General features: G+C 63.6%; 15 protein-coding genes. 3 read left to right on the top strand and 12 right to left on the bottom strand.

What is annotated here, in order from left to right:
* The 3 genes from QME71_02600 to QME71_02590 all read left to right on the top strand — a co-directional run bounded on the left by QME71_02600 (position 1) and on the right by QME71_02590 (position 4,911).
* Complete coding sequence (locus QME71_02600) at positions 1 to 1,821, top strand: replication-relaxation family protein (protein MDI6857186.1); 1,821 nt, start codon at positions 1 to 3, stop codon at positions 1,819 to 1,821.
* 492 nt (positions 1,822 to 2,313) lie between these two features.
* Positions 2,314 to 4,029, top strand: coding sequence for a recombinase family protein (locus QME71_02595; GenBank protein MDI6857185.1), 1,716 nt, complete (start codon positions 2,314 to 2,316; stop codon positions 4,027 to 4,029).
* A 522-nt stretch (positions 4,030 to 4,551) separates the two neighbouring features.
* Complete coding sequence (locus QME71_02590) at positions 4,552 to 4,911, top strand: hypothetical protein (protein ID MDI6857184.1); 360 nt, start codon at positions 4,552 to 4,554, stop codon at positions 4,909 to 4,911.
* Between the two features lie 3 nt (positions 4,912 to 4,914).
* Here the strand turns inward: QME71_02590 and arsB are convergent, their stop codons facing one another.
* The 12 genes from arsB to QME71_02530 all read right to left on the bottom strand — a co-directional run bounded on the left by arsB (position 4,915) and on the right by QME71_02530 (position 19,828).
* On the bottom strand, positions 4,915 to 6,033 hold the full coding sequence (arsB, locus tag QME71_02585) for an ACR3 family arsenite efflux transporter (GenBank protein MDI6857183.1): 1,119 nt from the start codon (positions 6,031 to 6,033) through the stop codon (positions 4,915 to 4,917).
* Entirely contained in the window at positions 6,030 to 6,485 is a 456-nt protein-coding gene (locus QME71_02580; GenBank protein ID MDI6857182.1) for an arsenate reductase ArsC, read from the bottom strand. The genes arsB and QME71_02580 overlap by 4 nt, the downstream gene beginning before the upstream one ends.
* Before the next feature lie 69 nt (positions 6,486 to 6,554).
* Positions 6,555 to 6,767: a hypothetical protein gene (locus QME71_02575; GenBank protein ID MDI6857181.1), complete on the bottom strand. Its 213-nt coding sequence runs from the start codon at positions 6,765 to 6,767 to the stop codon at positions 6,555 to 6,557.
* A 95-nt stretch (positions 6,768 to 6,862) separates the two neighbouring features.
* Complete coding sequence (locus QME71_02570; GenBank protein ID MDI6857180.1) at positions 6,863 to 7,249, bottom strand: metalloregulator ArsR/SmtB family transcription factor; 387 nt, start codon at positions 7,247 to 7,249, stop codon at positions 6,863 to 6,865.
* 166 nt (positions 7,250 to 7,415) lie between these two features.
* Positions 7,416 to 9,515 (bottom strand): VWA domain-containing protein, encoded by a 2,100-nt coding sequence (locus tag QME71_02565; GenBank protein ID MDI6857179.1) that lies wholly within the window; start codon positions 9,513 to 9,515, stop codon positions 7,416 to 7,418.
* A 1-nt stretch (position 9,516) separates the two neighbouring features.
* Positions 9,517 to 10,944 carry a sigma 54-interacting transcriptional regulator gene (locus QME71_02560; GenBank protein ID MDI6857178.1) on the bottom strand — a complete coding sequence of 476 codons (1,428 nt, stop codon included), beginning with the start codon at positions 10,942 to 10,944 and terminating at the stop codon, positions 9,517 to 9,519.
* Between the two features lie 15 nt (positions 10,945 to 10,959).
* Positions 10,960 to 11,997 (bottom strand): AIR synthase family protein, encoded by a 1,038-nt coding sequence (locus QME71_02555; GenBank protein MDI6857177.1) that lies wholly within the window; start codon positions 11,995 to 11,997, stop codon positions 10,960 to 10,962.
* A gap of 88 nt (positions 11,998 to 12,085) precedes the next feature.
* Entirely contained in the window at positions 12,086 to 13,024 is a 939-nt protein-coding gene (locus tag QME71_02550; GenBank protein MDI6857176.1) for an ABC transporter permease, read from the bottom strand.
* An 18-nt stretch (positions 13,025 to 13,042) separates the two neighbouring features.
* Positions 13,043 to 13,993 (bottom strand): ABC transporter permease, encoded by a 951-nt coding sequence (locus QME71_02545; protein MDI6857175.1) that lies wholly within the window; start codon positions 13,991 to 13,993, stop codon positions 13,043 to 13,045.
* Positions 13,994 to 14,132: 139 nt separating this feature from the next.
* Positions 14,133 to 15,902 (bottom strand): ABC transporter substrate-binding protein, encoded by a 1,770-nt coding sequence (locus QME71_02540; protein ID MDI6857174.1) that lies wholly within the window; start codon positions 15,900 to 15,902, stop codon positions 14,133 to 14,135.
* A gap of 53 nt (positions 15,903 to 15,955) precedes the next feature.
* Positions 15,956 to 17,758, bottom strand: a complete 1,803-nt coding sequence (locus QME71_02535; protein MDI6857173.1) for an ABC transporter substrate-binding protein — start codon at positions 17,756 to 17,758, stop codon at positions 15,956 to 15,958.
* Positions 17,759 to 18,028: 270 nt separating this feature from the next.
* A complete protein-coding gene (locus QME71_02530) occupies positions 18,029 to 19,828 on the bottom strand; it encodes an ABC transporter substrate-binding protein (protein MDI6857172.1) in 1,800 nt (599 codons plus the stop codon).
* Positions 19,829 to 19,865: the final 37 nt, after the last annotated feature.

Here is a 19,865-nt window from a genome sequence, read left to right as displayed (position 1 = left end):
ATGCCGACCACGGACTTGCAGTTACAGACAGAAGCCATCGGTTGGCTGGCCCGGCTCCCCTTCCTGGGGGCCGAGGAACTGCTCCTCCTCCTGGGGATCAGGAAGCCTCAGGTCGCCCGCGTTCTCGCGGAGTTGGAGAAGCTCGGTTGGGTGGAGTGGATCCGAGCCTCGTCGCCCGAGCTGGACGAAGAGCGCCTGAACGTCCTGACGGATGGATGCGTGCCGAGATTGGCTGAACACTTCGGCCTGAGCGAGCAAGAACTTCAACTGACGTTCTCCGTGGGGAGGAAGGAAATCCTGGAGCGCCTGACCAGGCTGGAGACAACGGCTGGCTTCAACCGGTTCGCGGCGGAACTGGTCGCTGCCGTGCGAGACGACGAGGAAGTGGAGCTTGAGGATATGCGGTCGCTGCCGTGGCGGCGGCCCGCTCAGGCCTGGTGGCCGCCGGAGGTCGAAGGCTACGGCTGCCTGCGCTGGGGGCCGTGGCGCGCGCCCTTCTTCGTCGCCTGGGATCGGGCCGGCGCGCCCCCCTTCCACCGCCGCAAGCGCGTGGGCGCATGGTGCGCCTTTCGGGAAGGCGACCATCGCTGGGGCCGCGACGACATCCCGCCCATCCTGGTCGTCTGCCCCCGGGAGGTCGAGGCCGAGCAGTGGGCCCGGGCCGTGCTCGCCTCCTCGGACCGCAGACAGGCGCCCCGCCTACCGGTGTTTCTCACCGAGGTCCTGTGCGCCCTGGTCGGGGGACCCCTGGGATCCGTCTGGCGTCGCCCCGACGGGACCGTGCGAGCCCACCTCTGCGAGCGCCTGGTCTGGCGGCCGGCCGTCCCGTCGGAGGCTGGAACCGTCAGGGTAAAGAACCCCACTGAGCAACTGGACTCCGTGTCGGCGAGCGGGCCGACGCTGCGAGAATGGGCCACGCAGGTCGTCGACGCCGGGGAGACAGCGCGGACGCGCAGCAGTCTGGAACGGCTTGCCGCTCACTCGCTACTGACGAGTCCGACCGAGAAGCGGGCGTTGGAGTGGCTCGGCCACCATCCCCTGCTATCGGCCGACGACCTGGCTGTGATCCTACGCGTCTCGGGGCAACTGGCTGCGCGCGTGCTGGACAGCCTGGCTCACTACGACCTCGTCCAGTCGACCGACAAGGCTCTGGAGAACGAGGCGGCACCCCCTCATCGCTACTACCTGACGGACGTCGGCCTGAAGCTGCTGGCCGCGCGGGACGGGGTGCCACCCCGTCGGTACGCCCGCTACGGGATTGTGGCCGCCTCGACGCCGAAGAAGCAGGGCGGCGGCAGGCTGGGAACCCTGCTGCGCCAGCTCGACCACACGGTAGGGGTTAACCGCTTCTTCGTCAGGCTGATCGCCGACGGGGCCAAGAACGGCCCACGGCTCATCCGCTGGCTGAGCGCCTCCGAGGCGGCTCAGAGGTTCACGTACGGCGAGGCCACGCACTGGCTGCGCCCCGACGGGGCGGGAGACATCTACTGGCAAGGCGAAATACACCGCTTCTACCTGGAGTGGGACCGGGGCACAGTGAAGCTGCCGGACCTGGTGGAGAAATGCCGACTGTACGCCGCGTATTACGCGTCACTGGCCCGGACGGGAGTCCCGGAGCGGAACAGGCCCACCACTCTTGTGGTCACGAGTTCGCCGGTTCGCGAGGGCGTTCTCTGGCGGACCGTGCTGGCAGCTTTCGATGACGTGGCGTCGTCCCCCTGCCACTTCTTCACCACGATAGACACCATCATCGACCGCACAGGACCATTAGCGCCAATTTGGCGGAGGGGCGGCGACGCGGAGCGGGGTGCGTGGACCTGAGTCGGCGAGTAACGAGGAAACCTATTGCCATCCACGCAAAATGGTCGCGTGGACCGCGCACGCCTGCCTGGGACACGCTTTGGGATCGCATCCTTAGCGAGAACAGAGCCACAACAGAAGCGCCATTGGCCCTTCCATCGCCCAATGGAGCAAGAGATCCAGAAGGTAAGGGGGAGCGGAAGCCTGTTTGACAGATCGTCGGCCTCCGGACGGGCAGACTTGTGTGGTTCAGCCAAGGCGGGGTGAGCATGGAGGTGTATCTGATCCTCTCGTTGGAAGAGGAATGACGTGCTGCTCGTGGCGAACTGCGACACCATCAGGCGCTTCGCAATCTCGGCAAAGCGGGCGTGACGGGCATTGGAGGCGAATGTGAGGCGAGGTCCTGGCTCGATTCGCGAGCGAGGTCTATGTATAATTGCGGCGCAGTCACCCCCGCGAACTGTCCGATGTGGGTGACTTGCGTACCTCATATCGGATGAATGCGATCTGGTCATGACGGGGACGACTGCCAGGGTGACGGCCTTGCGTGCCGTCGTGTATTCGCGAGTCTCGACCGACGCCCAGGAACGTGACGGCACGTCTCTCGAGACTCAGGAGCGTGCCTGCGTCGAGCACGCCCGTGCCCTGGGCTGGGACGTCGTAGCTAGATTCCGGGATACCGCGAGCGGTTACACCCTGGAGCGGGCAGGGCTCGATCAGGTGCGGCGTTTGATCCACGACGGCCTCGTCGACGCTGTCGTGGCTTACGCGGTTGACCGGCTTTCCCGCAACCAGAACCACATTGGCGTCGTCTTCGATGATGCCGAGAAGTCCAATGTTCGCCTTGAGTTCGTCACAGAGAAGTTCGAAGACACTGCGATTGGGCGCTTCATCCTGGCGGCGCGAGCATTCATCGCCGAAGTCGAACGCGAGAAGATCGCTGAGCGCACCATGCGGGGTAAGGCCGAGCGGGCGCGTAGCGGGCGCATCCCGCAGGGCACGGGAAAGGGCTGCTACGGGTACAAGTACAACCCGTCGACGGGGAAACGAGAGATTGTGCCCGAGCAGGCGGAGGTGGTCCGCCGCATCTTCAGAGAAGTGCTCGAGGGTGTACCCATCATGACGGTCGCTGAACGCCTGAACGAAGACGGTATTCCGACATTCGCCGGCGGGTTCTGGTTCCCGGCGACAATTCACCATATGTTGCGGAATCCGACGTACACCGGCCGCATGATCTATCGAAGGACCGTCGTGCGGCAGTTCCATGATCGCTTGAGCGGCCGGCGTCGCCGGAAGGTGGAGGTCCGCGATGAGGCCGACTGGATCGAGGTGGTGGGAGCGACCCCAGTCATCGTAGATGAAGCCACGTTTCAGGGAGTGCAAGAGATACTCGATGACCCGGAACGGCTTCGCCTTGGCAGAAGGGACAATCCCTATCCTTTGTCCGGACATCTGCGCTGCCGGCGGTGTGGCAGGGCGATGGTAGGTCAAACGCTTCAGAAGAGGTTCCGCTATTACCGCTGCCGGCGCGCCTTCGCCGGACCTCGACACGACAGGTGTGATGGCACCTATGTCCGGGCAGACGATCTGGAGCAGGTCGTGCGGGAAGAAGTGGCTCGCGTACTCGCGGACCCGCAATTGATCGAGGCAGAGTACCGGCGACGGGAGGCGGCTTCTCTGGATGCCGCAGCCATCGCTGACCTAGAGCGGCAAGTGGAGAGCCTCGAGACTCAACGGAGCCGCCTCCTGAAGCTCTACCAACTTGGGGAGGTTGATGAAGCGTATCTTGAAGCCGAGTCGCGAGGACTACGGGCGCGTCGGGCGCTCATAGAAGGGCGCTTGGCTCGGCTGCGGACGGTGCGTCTTGAACTGGACCGAGAAGAAGTGGATAAGGCCTGCGCCCGGGTACGTGAGTGGCTGCGTCGCACAGGCCCCGAGGACCTTCGCCTGATAGCCGGTGCACTTCAACTGAAGATCGAAATGGAAACCGGCTTCGGCGATCTCACTGGCATAGTTCCGTCTGGGGACGATTACGCACAGGCGGGTAGTGATGCCCATGTTCGTCCAGTGGTAACGAGCCATGACCCTGAAGAGGCCCTGCGCCTCATCGAGCAGGGCGAAGGCCAAACCGTCGAGTTCAAGAAGAGCTTGGCTGAGCAGGACCAAGCTATCGAAGCACTCTGTGCCTTCGCCAATGCGGACGGGGGCACGGTCTTCTTTGGCGTATAGAACGACGGCAGCATTTGCGGCGTTCACATCGGCACCAACAGCTACGAAAACCTGGCAAACAAGGCGAATTCGCTTTTCCCGCGGATCCTTCCTCGAATCGATACCGTACTCATCAACGGTTTGACGGTAATTGCCATGAGGGTCGAGAAAGCAGCGAAGAATACAGTGATCTTCAAGGGCAGGCCTCTTTGCCGCTCGGGGCGCACTAATCAACACATGTCCTGGGACAACGTGACAAGCAGAATTCTTCGAGACCGCCCTGACTGGTCAGAAGAACGGGATCGGCCTCGTTTCGAAGTGCGCGCACGAGGCGTAAGGAGCCTCGAAACGGAGTTTCGACCAACAGGACCGTGCGACTCGCTTCCGGTGATACGGTGTCGGAGATCGAGTGGCGCTTTTGCGGGCCGCGTTTCCCCATGGAGTGGCGCACCGCCAGCGGATTTGCCTTGGACAGGACCGATCTCTCTCCAGTTCGACCTCTCACAGCCGCCCGGCGAAGACGACAGGGTTGATGTCGATCAGATGGGGTTTGAAATTCGTTTCCGCTGGCGCGATTGCTGGCGGCACGAGTTGCACCGATGGCCGCTCACTCGTAAGGTACTGCCGCACAAGGTGCTGTGGGATATAGGGGACGAGATATTACCGCCGCTGTACTTCGACGAGCAGGAGAAGGTGGGCGTCACCTTCATCCAGGAGTGTAACGGCACATCCGCTGCACTCCGACTCAGGCTTTCGCGACACCCGCTAGCGAATTCCTCGGCTGCACCAAAACAGAGGACTTCCCCCCTCGGTGCCGTCACCAACTTCAAGTTCTACTGTCCCGAGGTCGGCCTCGTTCGTAAGGAGTTTCCCGGCGGCTCCATCGACCTCGTCACCAGATGACGATCAGGGATCCGCCTCCGCGGCAGCGAGGTCTCCCACCTTTGTTCGGGCCGAGCCGTCCGCGTCGAAGAAGAAGCGGCGGGCCCACAACGCCGCGTATACCAGCCCGATCAGAACCGGCACCTCGATTAAAGGCCCCACTACCGCCGCCAGCGCCTGCCCCGACTCGATTCCGAACACGCCGATCGCCACCGCTATCGCCAGCTCGAAGTTGTTGCTCGCCGCCGTAAACGATAGCGTCGCCGTCTCCGGGTAGCGGAACCGCAGCCGCCACGACATGAGGAACGACACCGTGAACATGATGACGAAGTACATCAGCAGCGGTATCGCGATCCGCAGCACGTCCAGCGGCACGTCGACGATGTACTCGCCCTTGAGCGCGAACATCACCACTATCGTGAACAGCAGCCCGATGATCGCCGTCGGGCCGAGGCGCGGCATCAGCACGCCTTCGTACCACTCGCGCCCCTTGCGCTTGATCCCCACGTAGCGCGTTGCCATCCCCGCGACCAGCGGTACGCCGAGGAAGATGAGCACGCTCCGTGCCACTTCCCAGAAGCTGATGTGTATCTCCTCGCCGCCGCCAAACCAGGAGCTGGCCACGCTCACGAAGAACCACGCATACAACGAATAGAACAGCACCTGGAAGACGGAATTGAGCGCCACCAGCACGGCCGCATACTCGTTGTCGCCCTCCGCCAGCATGTTCCAGATGAGCACCATGGCGATGCATCGCGCCAGCCCGACGATGATCAGCCCCGTCCGGTACTCCGGCTGGTCGGGCAGGAGCAGCCAGGCGAGCGCGAACATGATCACAGGGCCCACAATCCAGTTCTGCGCCAGCGACACGCCGAACAGCTTGCCCGCCGTCGCCACCTTGCCCAGCTCCTCGTAGCGCACCTTCGCTAGCACGGGGTACATCATCCAGAGCAGGCCGATAGCAATGGGGATCGAAGTTGTGCCGATGCTGGCCGAATTGATGGCGTCCGCGACGTCGGGAAAGAGCTTCCCCAGCGCCACGCCGAAGGCCATCGTGATTATGATCCAGAGGGCGAGGAAGCGGTCGAGCAGCGAGAGCCGTTCCGCGACGCGGGGCCGCGCGGCCTCGGCAACGGCTGTCATGGCAGACGGCCTCCTTCGGACGCGCTGTCTTTAAGGAATTGTTCTACCCGCTCCCGCACCGCGTCTCGCACGGCTCGGAATACCGCGCGGCGCTCCTCTTCGGTTCCTTCCGCCGACGCCGGGTCGGGCAGGCTCCAGTGCAGCCGCTTGCCCCCGTGAGGGAAGTATGGACACGCCTCGCGCGCGTCGTCGCACACCGTGACAACGTAGTCGAACCGCTGCTGCACGAATTCGTCGACCGACTTCGCGTGCTGCCCGCTGACATCGATCCCTTCCTCCGCCATGACGGCGACGGTCAGGGGGTGCGGTTCGCCCGCCTCCGTTCCGGCGCTCGCCGCCTCGAACACCTCGCCCGCCAGGTGGCGCAGAGAGCCCTCGGCCATCTGGCTGCGCGCGGAGTTGTGCGTGCATACAAAGAGCACCCTCCGCCTTCCACTGCTCTCCTTGTTCATAGTCCCGGTGTTCTCCACTATCCGTAGTCTCCAGGCAGGCCCGCCGCGCTCGGCGCGACCGGCCCGTCGTCACTGGTTCCGGCGTTTGAACGAGCCCGCCGGATCGCTCGTCCCGTCCAGGTGCGACTTCAGTCGCGCCCCCTGCGCCGACAGAATGCGCTTGTATATGCGGTCCCTGAGAAACGCGAAGGCCGCCTTTTCGTCCGCGTCCGCGACTATTTGTTTCAACTCAACGACGTCTTCGGGCTCGAAAGCCAGCCCTTCACGTTTTGCCTCCAGCATTTCGCCATCCTCCGATCTCCTCTTGAAAGGAACGCGATCCCCTGTTTCCTCGAGAACTCGCATTAATGAGCACTGATATGTCGCGCGCCGCCGGCTCAGGCCCGTCGCCCTCTCAGGCGGCATACCTGCTCCGCCCGCCGCCTGTCGCCCGCCGACGGCCGCACGTCAAGTAGCGCGGCCAGCCGCTCCCGCAGCGCGGCCACCCCGGCAGGAGAGGCGCGGTAGAACACCCAGCGGGCATCTTCCTCGTCGCGGCGGCTCTCGACCAGGCCGGCGCGCCTGAGCGCGGCCAAATGGCTGGAAACGAGCGATTGCGACAGCCCCAACAGGTCCTCGATCTCGCAGACGCACAGCTCCGTCTTCGCCAGCAGCGAGAAGATGCGCAGTCGGTTGTCGTCGCCGAGAAGACGGAGCTGCCGCGCGAGACCGGACTCCCGCTCGCCCCCTCTCTGGACAACCGCACTTCCTTTTGCCGTCACCATGATACATGAACCTCCGTTAATACATTCTAGCCGCTCCGGGGACTCTCGGTCAACAACGGGGGCAAGCATCAGTTCGAGACCGGCGGTCGCGCTTTTCGCGGCGCCCGCTCGAAACGGCGGCAAGTGTTGAGGCTGGGTGGGGATAAGGCTACGACGCCGCCTAGCGTCAGCGGATGAGGCGCTGCTTGTGGGCTACGTAGTCGACCAGGATGTATTCGCCCAGCCCCTCGGGACTCGTGTAGAAGACGCGCCCCTTGTTGATCCGCGCCATCTCGTTCACGAACTCCTTCAGGTAGTAGTTGCGGTCGAGCATGAACGTGTTGATGATGATCCCCTTCTCCGTGCAGCGCTTCACTTCCTTCAACGTCTCCCGGATGGTGACGGGGCTGGGCGGATAGGCGAAGTAGGAGCGTCCTTTTTCCAGGTGCGCCGTGGGCTCGCCATCGGAGACCATGATGATCTGGCGCGTCCCCACCTTGTGCTTCGACAGCAGCTTCTGGGCGAGGATGAACGCGTGGTGCATGTTCGTCCCCAGCACCGACTCGTCCCAACGCACATACGGCAGCTCCTCGGCGGTCAGTTCCCGGGCGTAAGCCGAGAAGCCGATTATGTAAAGCGAGTCGCGCGTGTACTGCGTCGTGATCAGGTTGTTGAGGGCAAGGGCCACCTTCTTCGCTGCCTGGAAGCTCCCACGCAGCGCCATCGACCACGAGAGATCGACCATGATCACCGTCGCCGTCTGCGTGAGCTGCTCCACGCGGTGCACCTCGAAGTCGTCGACCTGAAGGCGGACAGGCAGGGCGCGGCTCGCTTCCCGCCGCAGCGAGTTCATGATCGTCCGCTCAAGGTGTAGCTGGAACGGATCGCCGAACTCGTACCGCTTGGTGTCGTCCGCGCGCTCTCCACCGATGCCGACGTCGGGCAGGCGGTGCCGGCCCGGCCTGCCTCCTTTGAGGTGATCGTATATCTCTGCCAGCGCCTTCTGGCCGATCTTGCGGACGGCTCGCGGCGTCAGCTCCCAGGTGCGGCCGCGCCGCCGGATGTAGCCCGCCTCTTCCAGTATTTCGAGGAAGCGGCGCATCTGCTCGAAGATCGCGTGTGCGTCGTCGCCCAGCGTCTCGCGCAGCCTCTCGGCGTCGACGTCGTTCAGATCGCCGCCGTACTGTACCCGCTCCAACTGCCGCTCTACCTCGTCGAGGCGCTGCATGTACTCCATCAGCTCCATCGCCGCGTTAAGGTCGAGCTCCTCCTCGCCGCGGAAGGGGTAGTGACTGCGCAGGCTGCGCATTGGGTAGAGCAGCTCAAGGTTGGCCGCCAGCTCGCTCAGCTCGGCCTGGAGCTCCGGGTCGGCGATCTTGTCCATCAATAGGTCTTCGAGCTGATGGCGCATGTCCGCCGGCAGGCTATCGAGGAGGCTCTGCATCTGGCTTATCTGCTGCTGCATGCGCGCGATCAGCTCGTCGAGGCTCTGGGGCGGGTTATCGCCGAAAAGATCGCCGTACTCCTCCATGAACTGCTCGAAATCAGGCTCGTTACCCGCAATGCGGTCGGACAGCATCCGGTTCAGGTCTCTCGCCATCCGGCGCAGGCGGTCCATCTGCTCCGGCGTCATCTCCGATATCTGCCGGTGGAGGTCTTTGAAGAAGGACTCCATCATCGCCTTCTTCAACATCTCCATTAATTCCTGGAACTTGTGCTGCGCCTCCGGGTCGATGAACTCGTAGTCCTGGAGCGCCCGCACCTGCCCACCGAGATCGTCCGGGAGGTTGTTGAGGAAGTTCTGCTTGCGCTCGATGACGCTCTTGAGCATCTGCGCGAACTCGCGCTCTGCCTCCGCGCCTTCAGGAGGGGCGACGGCAGCGCCCTCGTCGCCCGCCTCAGCGCCGCCTCCAGAGGGAGACGGTGTCTCCTCCGGCGCCTGCTCGCCGAGGCCGGCGAGCGCGTCCTCCAGCCGGCGGCGCAGCGTGCTCTTCTCGGTGCGCAGCACCTCGTCCAGACGCTGCCGTATGTCTTCCATCACAGAGCTCAGGTTATAGCGGTCGAGCGTCTGGCGCCGTTGCTGCCGCAGCCTCTGAAGCAGGTCGCGCAGCCCCTGGAAGCGGTGGCCCGACGGCATGCGCAACCCGCGCTGCAGCAGATTGCGCAGGGCGTGCTGAAGGTCACCGAAGTTCATCAGGTCGTCGGTGATGCTTTGAAGGAGGTTATCGGGGTCGAGCTCCGGGATCTCCTGAGAGCCGTCCCACCGGGAGTAGCGGTAGCTCTGCATCTTATCCTCGGTACAGGACGCGTCCGCGGACCCTTTCCTTGTTCAGGCGCTTGTTGAGGTGGAGCCCTTCGAGCACGAACTCGATCGCGGAGGCTATCTGCGAGGGCTCCTCGCCGACCCTGAGCTTGGCGACGGCGCGCTCCAACCCCTCGACGCCCTCCAGCAACTGAACGTACTCCTGGGAAGGCGTCATGTCGGAGACTTCGACGGAGAGGCCCGACTTGAAGGAGTTGACAATGTCTTCCAGCTCCGCGAGCGAAAGGTAGCGGTTGAAGATAGTCAGGAGCGCCCCCTGGATGAGCCGCTCCAGTATCTGCTCCTCCTTCCCCTCTTCGACTGTCTCCAGCTCCACCTTGCCGCTTATGGCCGGCATGACGTAAGGCAGGTCGGTGACGCGGGGGACGATCTCCCTCTCGCGCAGCCGGATCGCGCGCCGCATGGCGTTGGCGAGCAGGCTCTCGTAGTCGGTGATGGAGGCGCGCACGGAGACGCCGGAGCGCTGGTTGATGTCGGGGCTGCGGCGGGCGAGGCGCGTGATCTCGGCGACGATCTCCTTCATATAGTAGGGCACCGTCACGCGGAACTCCTCGTCGCGGAACGGGTACATCTCCTGCTCCATGATGCTGATCTCGTGCTCCACCTTGCGGGGGTAGTGGGTGCGGATCTGGGCGCCGTAACGGTCTTTCAGGGGCGTGATGATCCGGCCGCGGTTCGTGTAGTCTTCGGGGTTGGCGCTGGCGACGATGTAGATATCGAGCGGCAGGCGGACGCGATAGCCGCGTATCTGCACGTCGCGCTCCTCCATTATGTTCAGCAGCCCCACCTGGATGCGCTCTGCCAGGTCCGGCAGCTCGTTCAGCGAGAAGATGCCGCGGTTGCTCCGCGGTATGAGGCCGTAGTGGATGGTAAGCTCGTCAGAGAGGTAGCGGCCCTCCGCCACCTTTATGGGATCGACCTCGCCGATGATGTCGGCGATGGTGATGTCGGGGGTGGCCAGCTTCTCGCCGTAGCGTTGCTCGCGGCTCAGCCACGTTATCTCCAGATCGTCTCCCTCCTTCTCCGCCCGTTCACGACAGGCCTTGCAGATGGGCTCGTAAGGGTTATCGTTTATCTCGCAGCCGGCGACGGCGGGCACCGCCTCATCGAGCAGGGCGACGAGCGAGCGGATAAGGCGCGACTTCGCCTGCCCTCTCTCGCCGAGGAATATGATGTCCTGCCCCGACAGAATCGCGTTTTCGATCTGAGGTATGACTGACTCCTCGAAACCGATGATCCCCGGAAAAAGGTCTTCCCCATTGCGAATCGCCCGAATGAGGTTTCGCCGCATTTCCTCCTTCACCGGCGCGACCTTGTACCCGCTTGCGCGCAATTCGCCCAGTGTCCTTGGCCTTTCGGTACTCACGGTATTTCCCCCCAATTGCGCTTTCATTTCTCCGGGCGGCGGTCACTCCTGACTGTGATCCGCCGAACGGCGTTCGGGCTGACTCCCTGTTAGAAAGCGGGCCAGCTCATCCCGGTCAAAACGGGGAAGAGGGCCCATCCGCCCGTTTCTATTCATTATAACCCCTTGCCCCCGAGAAACCAGCGAACCTATGCATGCGGCATCGGTTTTTGAGGCTCTGAGCGCGTCTGCAACCCTTTCGCAATCCCCGGGGGCGACGGCGATAAGAAGAGCGCCCGACGCGAGGAGTCCCATCGGGTCGAGGCCGAGAGCGCCGCAGATGGCGGCCGTCTCCGGGAGGACTCGTACAGTGTCGATCCTGACCTCGGCGCCCAGCCCCGCCGCCTCCGCCAGCTCATGGACCGCGGTGGCGAGGCCGCCCTCCGTCGGGTCATGCATGGCGTGCACGAGGCCTGTCTCGGCGGCGAGCAGCGCCTCCCGCACGACGCTGATCCCGGGCTTGAACAGCAACTCTTTCGCCCTCGCGACCGTCTCTTCGCCGACCCCCGCGGCGCGAAGCCTCTCGTCTGCCTCTCGCGCCAGGAGCGCCGTCCCTTCCACGGCCACGCCCTTCGTCAGGATCAGACAGTCGCCCTCGCGCGCGCCCTTGCTCTCGATGACGCGCTCGGTCTCCCCTAGCATCGCCCCGACGACCAGCGGCCGCTCCAGCCCGTGCGTCACTTCCGTGTGTCCGCCGATGAGCGCGATGTCCAGCTCGTTGCAGGCGGCGAGCATCTGGCCGAAGATGCTTTCGGCGAGCGCTGGCGCCGCGTCCTCGGGAAGCAGGACGGCGGCCAGGAACCAGGCCGGCTTCGCTCCCATGACGGCGATGTCGTTCGCGTTGACTTGCACCGCGTACCAGCCGATGAGGTCGGAGGCGAAGGTGATCGGGTCGATGGAGGCGACGACGAGACGCCCGCCCACGGCGACGGCTGCCGCGTCCTCGCCCGGCGCCGGACCGACGAGGACCCGCTCATTTTCGATGGAGATCGAGGAGAGCAGGCGTTTGAGCAAGTCGTGGGGGGTTTTCCCTGTCTTCATCGCGGCGCTCTGGCTGAGACTAGACTACCAGAGCGGACAGAAAAAGGGATATCGGCCCCTCGGCCCGCGACGGGCGAGAAGCGGAGCGCTAGCGGCTGCCCCGCAGGCGGGGGTCCAGCACGTCGCGGAGGGCGTCGCCCAGCATGTTGAAGCCGTAGACCGCCAGGGCGATGGCGAGACCAGGCCACAGCGCCAGCCAGGGGTGGGCCCGCATGAAGAGGATGCCCTTAAAGCTCAGCATCTGCCCCCAGGAGGGGAACGGCGGCGGGACGCCCCATCCCAAGAAGCTGATGGAGGACTCGACAAGGATAGCCCCACCGAGCTGGACGGTGGCGAGGATTATGATGACGGCGAAGACGTTGGGCAGGATGTGCCGCATCAGTATGCGGGCGTCGTTCGCGCCGACGCAGCGCGCCGCCTCCACGTACTGATTGTTCTTCATCGCTATAGTTGCCCCTCTTATGACGCGCGATGATCCCGCGGCCATCATCGTCCCTAAGACGATGGTAATGGCGAAGATACGGTGTATGGGGTCGCCGCTGCGCGAGAAAGCGGATATGACCGTCACCAGGATCACCAGGCCCGGGAAGGACATCCAGATGTCCACCAACCGCTGGAAAACGGAATCGAACCAGCCGCCGTAATAGCCGGAGACAGTGCCGACGATGGTCGCGATGAGCGCCGACATGGCGACCGCGGAGAAGCCGATGACTACGGACACCCTTGCGCCGTAGATGACGCGGCTCAACATATCGCGGCCCAGATCGTCGGTGCCGAAGGGGTGCTGCAACGAGGGATCTTGCATCGCCTCCGCCCATGACTGGTCGTCGTACCAGTAGGGAGCTATCCACTGGGCGGTGATGGCGACGAGGATCATCACGGCCACAATGAAGCCGCCGAATGCCCCCAGCGGCTTCCGGCGCGTGAACCACCAGAGACCGCGCAGGACACGCGAGAGAAGGCTGCGCTCCGGCCGGAAATACCAGTACGCTTCCGCTTCTGCCTGTGCTTGGCCAACCGTTGCCATGGCCAGACCTTCCTGTTCCTACGTATACCTAATGCGTGGGTCGAGGTAGCCGTACGTGATGTCGACCGCCAGATTCGTCAGAATGATCACGGATGCCACGATCAGGTTGATCGCCTGCACCACCGGGTAGTCAAGGGAGGCGATGGAGAACATGAGATAACGGCCGATGCCCGGGATGCTGAAGATACTCTCCAGGATGACCGTGCCACCGACCAGCACCGGAATCTGCAGGCCGACGATGGTAATGACCGGGATAAAGGCGTTCTTGATCGCGTGGCGCGCTACGACCGTCCGCTCCCGCAGCCCCTTCGACCAGGCGGTGCGGACGTAGTCCTGCCGCAGCACTTCCAGCATCTGCGCCCGCGTCATGCGCATCACCGTCCCCGAGAGCAGCATCCCCAGGATCACGGCGGGGATGATGAGCATGTAGAGGTTCTCGGCCGGCTTGTCCCAGAGGTCGTAGTACTGTAAGGGCGGCGCCCACCCCCACCATTTGCTGGGCAAGACCATCACCAGAGTGCCCATCCAGAAGGAGGGTATGGAGAGGAAGGCGATGGCGCCGCTACGGGCGACGTAGTCCAATATCGTGTCCTGGCGTATTGCGGCGAAGACGCCTATGGGAAGGGATACGCACAGGGAGATCATGAGGGCGAGCAGCCCCAGCTCAATCGTCACCGGCAGGCGGTTCTTCAACTCGCTGCCGACGCTGACCTTCGTTTGCAGCGACTCGCCCAGATCGCCCCTCACGACCTCGGAGAGCCAGATGAAGTACTGCTGGTATATCGGCTTGTCTAGACCCAGCTCTTTTCTGACGTCGGCGCGCTCTTCCTCAGTCAGTTGCGCGCTCTCGCCTGATATCTGCTGCACGACGTCGCCGGGGAGGAAGCGCACGAGACAAAAGACGATGATGGTGACACCGATAAGGGTGGGGACTACCATCAGGAGACGCCGGATGATGTACTTACCCAAGGTAACCTATACCCCCCACACGTCAGGAAGAAACGTGCCCGCTGTTCCTGACAGCCAGCCGGACCGCTTCTGTTCCCTCATCTCCCTTCAAGAAGGGAATTCATGATACTCCCACAAGTCCTTAAGGGGAAGTAGACTTCTACATTCCTTTGTACCGCCAGGCCCACATCGTCCCCTCAGTGCCGAACGAATAGGTCGTCGGGCCGGAGGTATTGACGCCGCCGCCGCCTACGGGCCAGCTTGCGCTGTATTCATAAGGGTTGACGCCGGGAACGTAGTACATCTTGTCGGAGACGTACTTCTGTATCTGGCGCAGCTTCTGGCACACTTCGTCGACGTCCCACGTCTGCACAGCATCGGTTATGTTCCGGACCAGCTCAGGGTCGTCGACGCGCGACATGTTGCGGGCGCCGCCCTTCCCCCAGGGAAGATAGCTCATTTCGATGTAGCCGGCGGCGTCGGGCAGCACCGTGAGCAGGCCCCACGCCATGCCGTCGAAGTTGCCCTGGCTGTAAGTCTGGGGAAAGTACTGCCCTATGTAGTCTTCGGGGACGGAGGTGAGCCTTATGTCTACCTCTCTCATCAGGCCGGGCAGCGCCTCCGCGACCACCGGGTAGTAGGTGATGATGTTGGTATACACGGTGGAGCTGTAGTGGAAGCGGCACTCGAAGCCGTCCTCGTACCCCGCCGCCTTTAGCAGCGCCTTGGCCTCGGCCGGGTCGTACCTGTACCACTTGCCGGGCTCGCCCATCTCCTCGCTCTTGGGATCGACCCACCACTTGCGTCCCATGCCCGCGCTGATGATGTTGGGCCACTCGCCGCCCTCTTCGGGCGATATCAGCTTCAACAGGCCGTCGCGGTCGATCGCCATCGATATCGCGCGACGGACGCGGATGTCGTTGAAGGGCGGCTTGTTCTCGGTGTAACTGGCCGGCTCGAAGTAGAGGAAGCTCGTGAGATTACGCAGGTTCTTGTTGATGCGCGCTTCCGGCGCCTGCGCCCGTATGTCGTTGAGCAGGGCTGCCTGGACGTATGTAGCGTCGAGCTTCTTGGCCAGGAACTGTGACATTACGGTGTTGGGATCGGGGATGACGTAGAGGTGGAGCCCGTCCAGGTAGGGCAGCCGGTTACCCCACTTGTCCTTCTCGAAGTAGTCCGGGTTCTTGCGCCACAGGAAGTCGACAGAGCGCCTGTAGTGCTCGAAAATGAACGGCCCGGAACCCACCGCCCTCTTCTCGGCATCGCCGTCCTTTTCAATTAGCTCAGGAGCTACGAGCCAGAGGTCATTGAAGGAAGCGACGCGCTTGAGGAACAGGCCGTACGGGTGCTTGAGCTTGATGGTGATCTGCTTCGTGTCCGGCGAGGCGGTAACGCTGTCGACCATCGCCCAGTCGTCCTTGTTCGGGGAGAGGTTGCGGAAGCGCTCGTAGTTGTAGATCACGTCTTCTGCCGTGACCTCGCGTCCGAAGACGGGGTCGATATCGTGCCACCTGGCTTCGGGGTGGAGCGTGAAGATGAAAGTGAGCGGCTCCGGGTTCTCGATCTTCTGCGCCAGCTCCGGCACGGGCTCGTACCACAGCTCGTCGGGAAGGATGCCGCGCTGAGTCGCGAAGCGCATGAGCCGGTTGTACGTCCAGGAGCCGAAGACGTGGGTGAGGAAGGCGATGGGCTTATGGGGGTCCATGTTGTAGAGGTCGGCCATGGTGCCGTTGCCCATACCGCCGATTACGGGCTCCTGCTCTTCCGAGGGCGTGGGCGAGGGCGGGACGCCGGGCGTCCCCCCTTCCTCGTCGCCGGCGCAGGCGAACGCGGCCGCGCCGGCAATGCCTGCCGCCGATAGCGCCGCTCCCTTGAGCACGCGGCGGCGCGAGACCTTCTTCCTCGCTGCGTCCTGCCAGAATCGGGCCATGATGTCCCTCCCTCGTCGTGTTTCCGTTTGCGCGGGCGCTTTCCCTGCCCGGATCAGCCCATGTTCTGGTATTCGGGGTAGATCCACCCCCACATCGACGTCTCCGTGCCCAGGCCGTAGCCGCCGGCGGGGCCGGTCTTGTTGAGCGCCTCGCTGCCCCAAGGATGGCCGATGCCGTAGTCTATGGCGTTCAGCCCGGGCACGTAGTACATCTGGTCCGATATGTAGCGCTGGATTTCCGCCGATTTCTCCCGCACCGACTCAACGTCCGGGTCGCGCGACATGTCTTCTATCTTCGCGATCAGCTCGGGGTCGTTTACGCGCGACATGTTCCGGTACCCGCCTTCGCCGAAGGGCAAGAAGCTCACCGACAGGTAGGCCACGACATCGGTGAAGTTCGACTGCAACCCCCAGGCCATGCCGTCGAAGTTCCCCTGGCTGAAGGTCTGGGGGAAGTACTGTCCGATGTAGTCTTCCGGCACGGCGGTAATGTTGACGCCGATATCGCGCATGAGCGTGGGGAAGGCCTCCGCGACCACCGGGTAGTACGGAATGATGTTCGTGTACACGGTGCTGCTGTAGTGCAGCTTGGTGTCGAAGCCGTCTGCGTATCCGGCGGCGCTGAGGAGGCTCTTCGCTTCGGCGATGTCGTGCTTATACCACTTCGCCGCTTCGCCCATCTCCTCGCTCTTAGGATCGACCCACCACCGTCTCCCCAGGCCGGCCGGTATCATGTTGCACCACTCGCCGCCTTCCTTGTCGATGGGCGCCCGCACCAGCGCCAGCAGGCCGTCGCGGTCGATGGCCATGGAGATGGCGCGCCGCACGCGGACGTCGTTGAACGGCCCCTTGTCCGAAGTGTAGGTGGCGGGCTCGAAGTAGAAGAAGCTGACCAGGTTCCTCAGCATGCGGTTGATCCGCAGGTCGGGGACTGCGCTGAGCGCCTCAGGCACCAGTTGGGGCTGGGTAGTTATGCCGAAGAGCTTCCCGGCTATGAACTGGCTCAGCACCGCGTTCGGGTCGGGTATGACGAGAAGGCGGAGCCGGTCGATGTAGGGCAACTGTAGCCCGAATTCCGGGTCCGTCTCCCAATAGTCGGGGTTCTTCAAGAATTCGAAATCGACGGAGCTCCGGTAGTGGTCGAGGATGAAGGGCCCCGAGCCGACGGAACGTTTCTCGGCGTCACCATCGGCCTCGATGAGCTCCGGCGGAAGTATCCAGAGGTCCTGGTAGGACGCGACGCGGGTGAGAAAGAGCGCGAAGGGGTGCTTCAGCTTGAAGGTCACCGTCCCGCTGTCGGGCGCACTGACGCTGTCGACGACGAGCGCGAGCTGGCCCTGTCCCTTGGAGAGGTCGCGGTAGCGGTTAAAGGAGAAGACGATGTCATCGGCGGTGACCTGGCGGCCGAACGTCGGGTCGATGTTCTGCCACTTCGCGGCCGGATTGAGGGTGAAGGTGTAGGTGAGTTCGTCCGGGTTCTCCACCTCCTGGCCCAGCTCCGGCACTGCCTTGTACCAGCGGTCTTCCGGCAGCTCGCCGCGGGTGGAGTCGTAGCGCATGAGGCGGCTGTATATCCAGGAAGCGAAGACGTGCGTGAGGAAGGCCGTGGCTTTGTGGGGATCCCTGTTGTACAGGTCTGCCATGGTGCCGATGTAGGTGCCGCCGGGAGTCGGGGTCTCCCGCCCCGGCAGAGGCGTCCCGCCCTCGGGCGTGCCCGGCGTCTCCTCGTCTCCTCCACAGCGGATTGCCGCCACCCCCGCTACGCTGGCCGCTGAGAGGGCGGCCCCCCGCAGGGCCTGACGGCGGGAGACTCTTCTTCCCAGCCGGTCTTGCCAGAATTGCCTATTGTTTGCCATGACGTTCCTCCTTTGAGGGACTACCTCTAAACCGGCGCCATTCCGACGCCGCCTGGACGCTGTGACCGCGGCAGGCGACGCACGAGAAGACTAGCGCCTCAAGGGGTCATCCCTGAGGCGCCGATCGTTCAACAACCCGATCCGGTCAGATTGCCAGCAAATGTTCCCATCGAAGGCCTGCAGTTCGGTGCGTTCTATTGGAGCGCAGTATACATCATCCCGTCCGCTATCGCACCACCCCTCAGTACCTTTTGGTTGGCCCGTTTTCCCCTATCCCAGGTTCTGGAACTCCGGCTTTATCCACCCCCACATTGAGATCTCAGTCCCCCATCCGTAGCCGCCGGAAGGGCCTGTGATGTTGACGGGTTCGCTGCCGCGCCGGTGGGCAACCGTGTACTCGATGGGGTTTATCCCCGGGATGTAATACATTTGATCTGAGACGTAACGCTGGATCTCGGCGGACTTCTCCCGCACTGCCTCGACCTCCTCCTGCCGCGACATGTCCTCGATCATCGCCACGAGCTCCGGGTCGTCCACGCGCGACATGTTCCGGTACCCGCCTTCACCGAAAGGCAGGAAACTCACCGAGAGGTAGGCCACCACGTCGGTGAACACCGATTGCAGCCCCCAGGCCATGCCGTCGAAGTTGCCCTGGCTGTAGGTCTGGGGGAAGTACTGCCCGATGTAGTCTTCCGGCACGGCGGTGATGTTGACGCCGATGTCGCGCATAAGCGTGGGGAAGGCCTCGGCGACGACCGGATAATACGGAATAAGGGTGGTGTACACCGTACTGCTGTAGTGCAGCTTGGTGTCGAAGCCGTCAGGGAAGCCGGCGGCGCTAAGGAGCTTTTTCGCCTCGGCGATGTCGTGCTTGTACCACTTCGCCGCGTCGCCCATCTCCTCGCTCTTAGGATCGACCCACCACTGCTTCCCCAGGCCGGCCGGCACCATGGTGCACCACTCACCGCCCTCGGCGTCCATGGGCGCCCGTACAAGCGCCAGCAGGCCGTCGCGGTCGATCCCCATCGAGACGGCCCTGCGGACACGGACGTCGTTGAAGGGCGCCTGGCCGGAGGTGTAGGTGCCGGGCTCAAAGTAGAAGAAGCTGGCGAGATTCCTGAGCCCCCGGCCGAGGCGCGCCTCGGGGACGGCGCTCATCGCTTCCGGCACCAGCTTGGGCTGGACGGCTATGCCAAACAGCTTGCCGGCAACGAACTGGCTCAAGGCCGCATTCGGATCGGGAATTATCAGCAGTCGCAGCCGGTCGATGTAAGGCAACTGCATTCCGAACTCAGGGTCTGTCTCCCAGTAGTCGGGGTTCTTCACAAACTCGAAGTCGACAGACCGGCGGTAGTGGTCAAGAATGAAGGGCCCCGAGCCGACGGAACGCTTCTCGGCGTCGCCGTCGGCCTCGATCAGCTCCGGCGGCAATATCCAGAGGTCCTGATAGGAGGCGATGCGCGTGAGAAAGAGCGCGAAGGGGTGCTTCAGCTTGAAGGTGACCGTCTGGCTGTCGGGGGCGGTGACGCTGTCGACCAAGATGGTGAGACCGCCCTGGACTTTGGAGAGATCGCGGTAGCGATTGTAGGAAAACACGACGTCTTCGGCAGTGACCGGGCGGCCGAACGTGGGGTCGATGTTCTGCCATTTCGCGGCCTGGTTCAGCTTGAAGGTGTAGGTGAGCGGGTCCGGGTTCTCGACCTTTTCGCCCAGCTCCGGCACCGCCTTGTGCCAGCGCTCGGGAGGAAGCTCGCCGCGCACCGAGTCATACCGCATCAGGCGGCTGTATATCCAGGACGCGAATACGTGAGTAAGGAAAGCGGTGGCTTTGTGGGGGTCCTGGTTGTAGAGGTCGGACATGGTGCCGATGTACGTGCCGCCGGGCGTCGGCACTTCCGTTGACGGCGAGGGCGTCGCCCCTTCCGGCGGTCCCGCTTCTTCGTCGCCTCCGCAGCGGATGGCGGCGGCGCCTGCCAGCCCGGACGCGCCAAGCGCAGTGGTCGCCAGCATCCTCCGTCTCGAGACTCTCTTGGAAAGAGCCCTCTGCCAGTAGTTACCCTCTGTGTTCATGGCCCTCCTCCAGGAACAACTTAAGGTCTTACACGTG

It is taken from the genome of Dehalococcoidia bacterium (genome assembly GCA_030018455.1).
Taxonomy (GTDB): domain Bacteria; phylum Chloroflexota; class Dehalococcoidia; order DSTF01; family JALHUB01; genus JASEFU01.
Note: the sequence above shows the minus strand (reverse complement) of the source record. Positions and strands in the feature narration are given on the sequence as shown.

Coding starts and splice junctions, on each gene's coding strand:
- arsB (MDI6857183.1), bottom strand. CDS start 6,033: ATGACAGCCGTTGCCGAGGCCGCGCGGCCCCGCGTCGCGGAACGGCTC.
- QME71_02590 (MDI6857184.1), top strand. CDS start 4,552: ATGGGGTTTGAAATTCGTTTCCGCTGGCGCGATTGCTGGCGGCACGAG.
- QME71_02575 (MDI6857181.1), bottom strand. CDS start 6,767: ATGCTGGAGGCAAAACGTGAAGGGCTGGCTTTCGAGCCCGAAGACGTC.
- QME71_02530 (MDI6857172.1), bottom strand. CDS start 19,828: ATGAACACAGAGGGTAACTACTGGCAGAGGGCTCTTTCCAAGAGAGTC.
- QME71_02555 (MDI6857177.1), bottom strand. CDS start 11,997: ATGAAGACAGGGAAAACCCCCCACGACTTGCTCAAACGCCTGCTCTCC.
- QME71_02595 (MDI6857185.1), top strand. CDS start 2,314: ATGACGGGGACGACTGCCAGGGTGACGGCCTTGCGTGCCGTCGTGTAT.
- QME71_02540 (MDI6857174.1), bottom strand. CDS start 15,902: ATGGCCCGATTCTGGCAGGACGCAGCGAGGAAGAAGGTCTCGCGCCGC.
- QME71_02580 (MDI6857182.1), bottom strand. CDS start 6,485: ATGAACAAGGAGAGCAGTGGAAGGCGGAGGGTGCTCTTTGTATGCACG.
- QME71_02600 (MDI6857186.1), top strand. CDS start 1: ATGCCGACCACGGACTTGCAGTTACAGACAGAAGCCATCGGTTGGCTG.
- QME71_02560 (MDI6857178.1), bottom strand. CDS start 10,944: ATGAAAGCGCAATTGGGGGGAAATACCGTGAGTACCGAAAGGCCAAGG.
- QME71_02570 (MDI6857180.1), bottom strand. CDS start 7,249: ATGGTGACGGCAAAAGGAAGTGCGGTTGTCCAGAGAGGGGGCGAGCGG.
- QME71_02550 (MDI6857176.1), bottom strand. CDS start 13,024: ATGGCAACGGTTGGCCAAGCACAGGCAGAAGCGGAAGCGTACTGGTAT.
- QME71_02565 (MDI6857179.1), bottom strand. CDS start 9,515: ATGCAGAGCTACCGCTACTCCCGGTGGGACGGCTCTCAGGAGATCCCG.
- QME71_02535 (MDI6857173.1), bottom strand. CDS start 17,758: ATGGCAAACAATAGGCAATTCTGGCAAGACCGGCTGGGAAGAAGAGTC.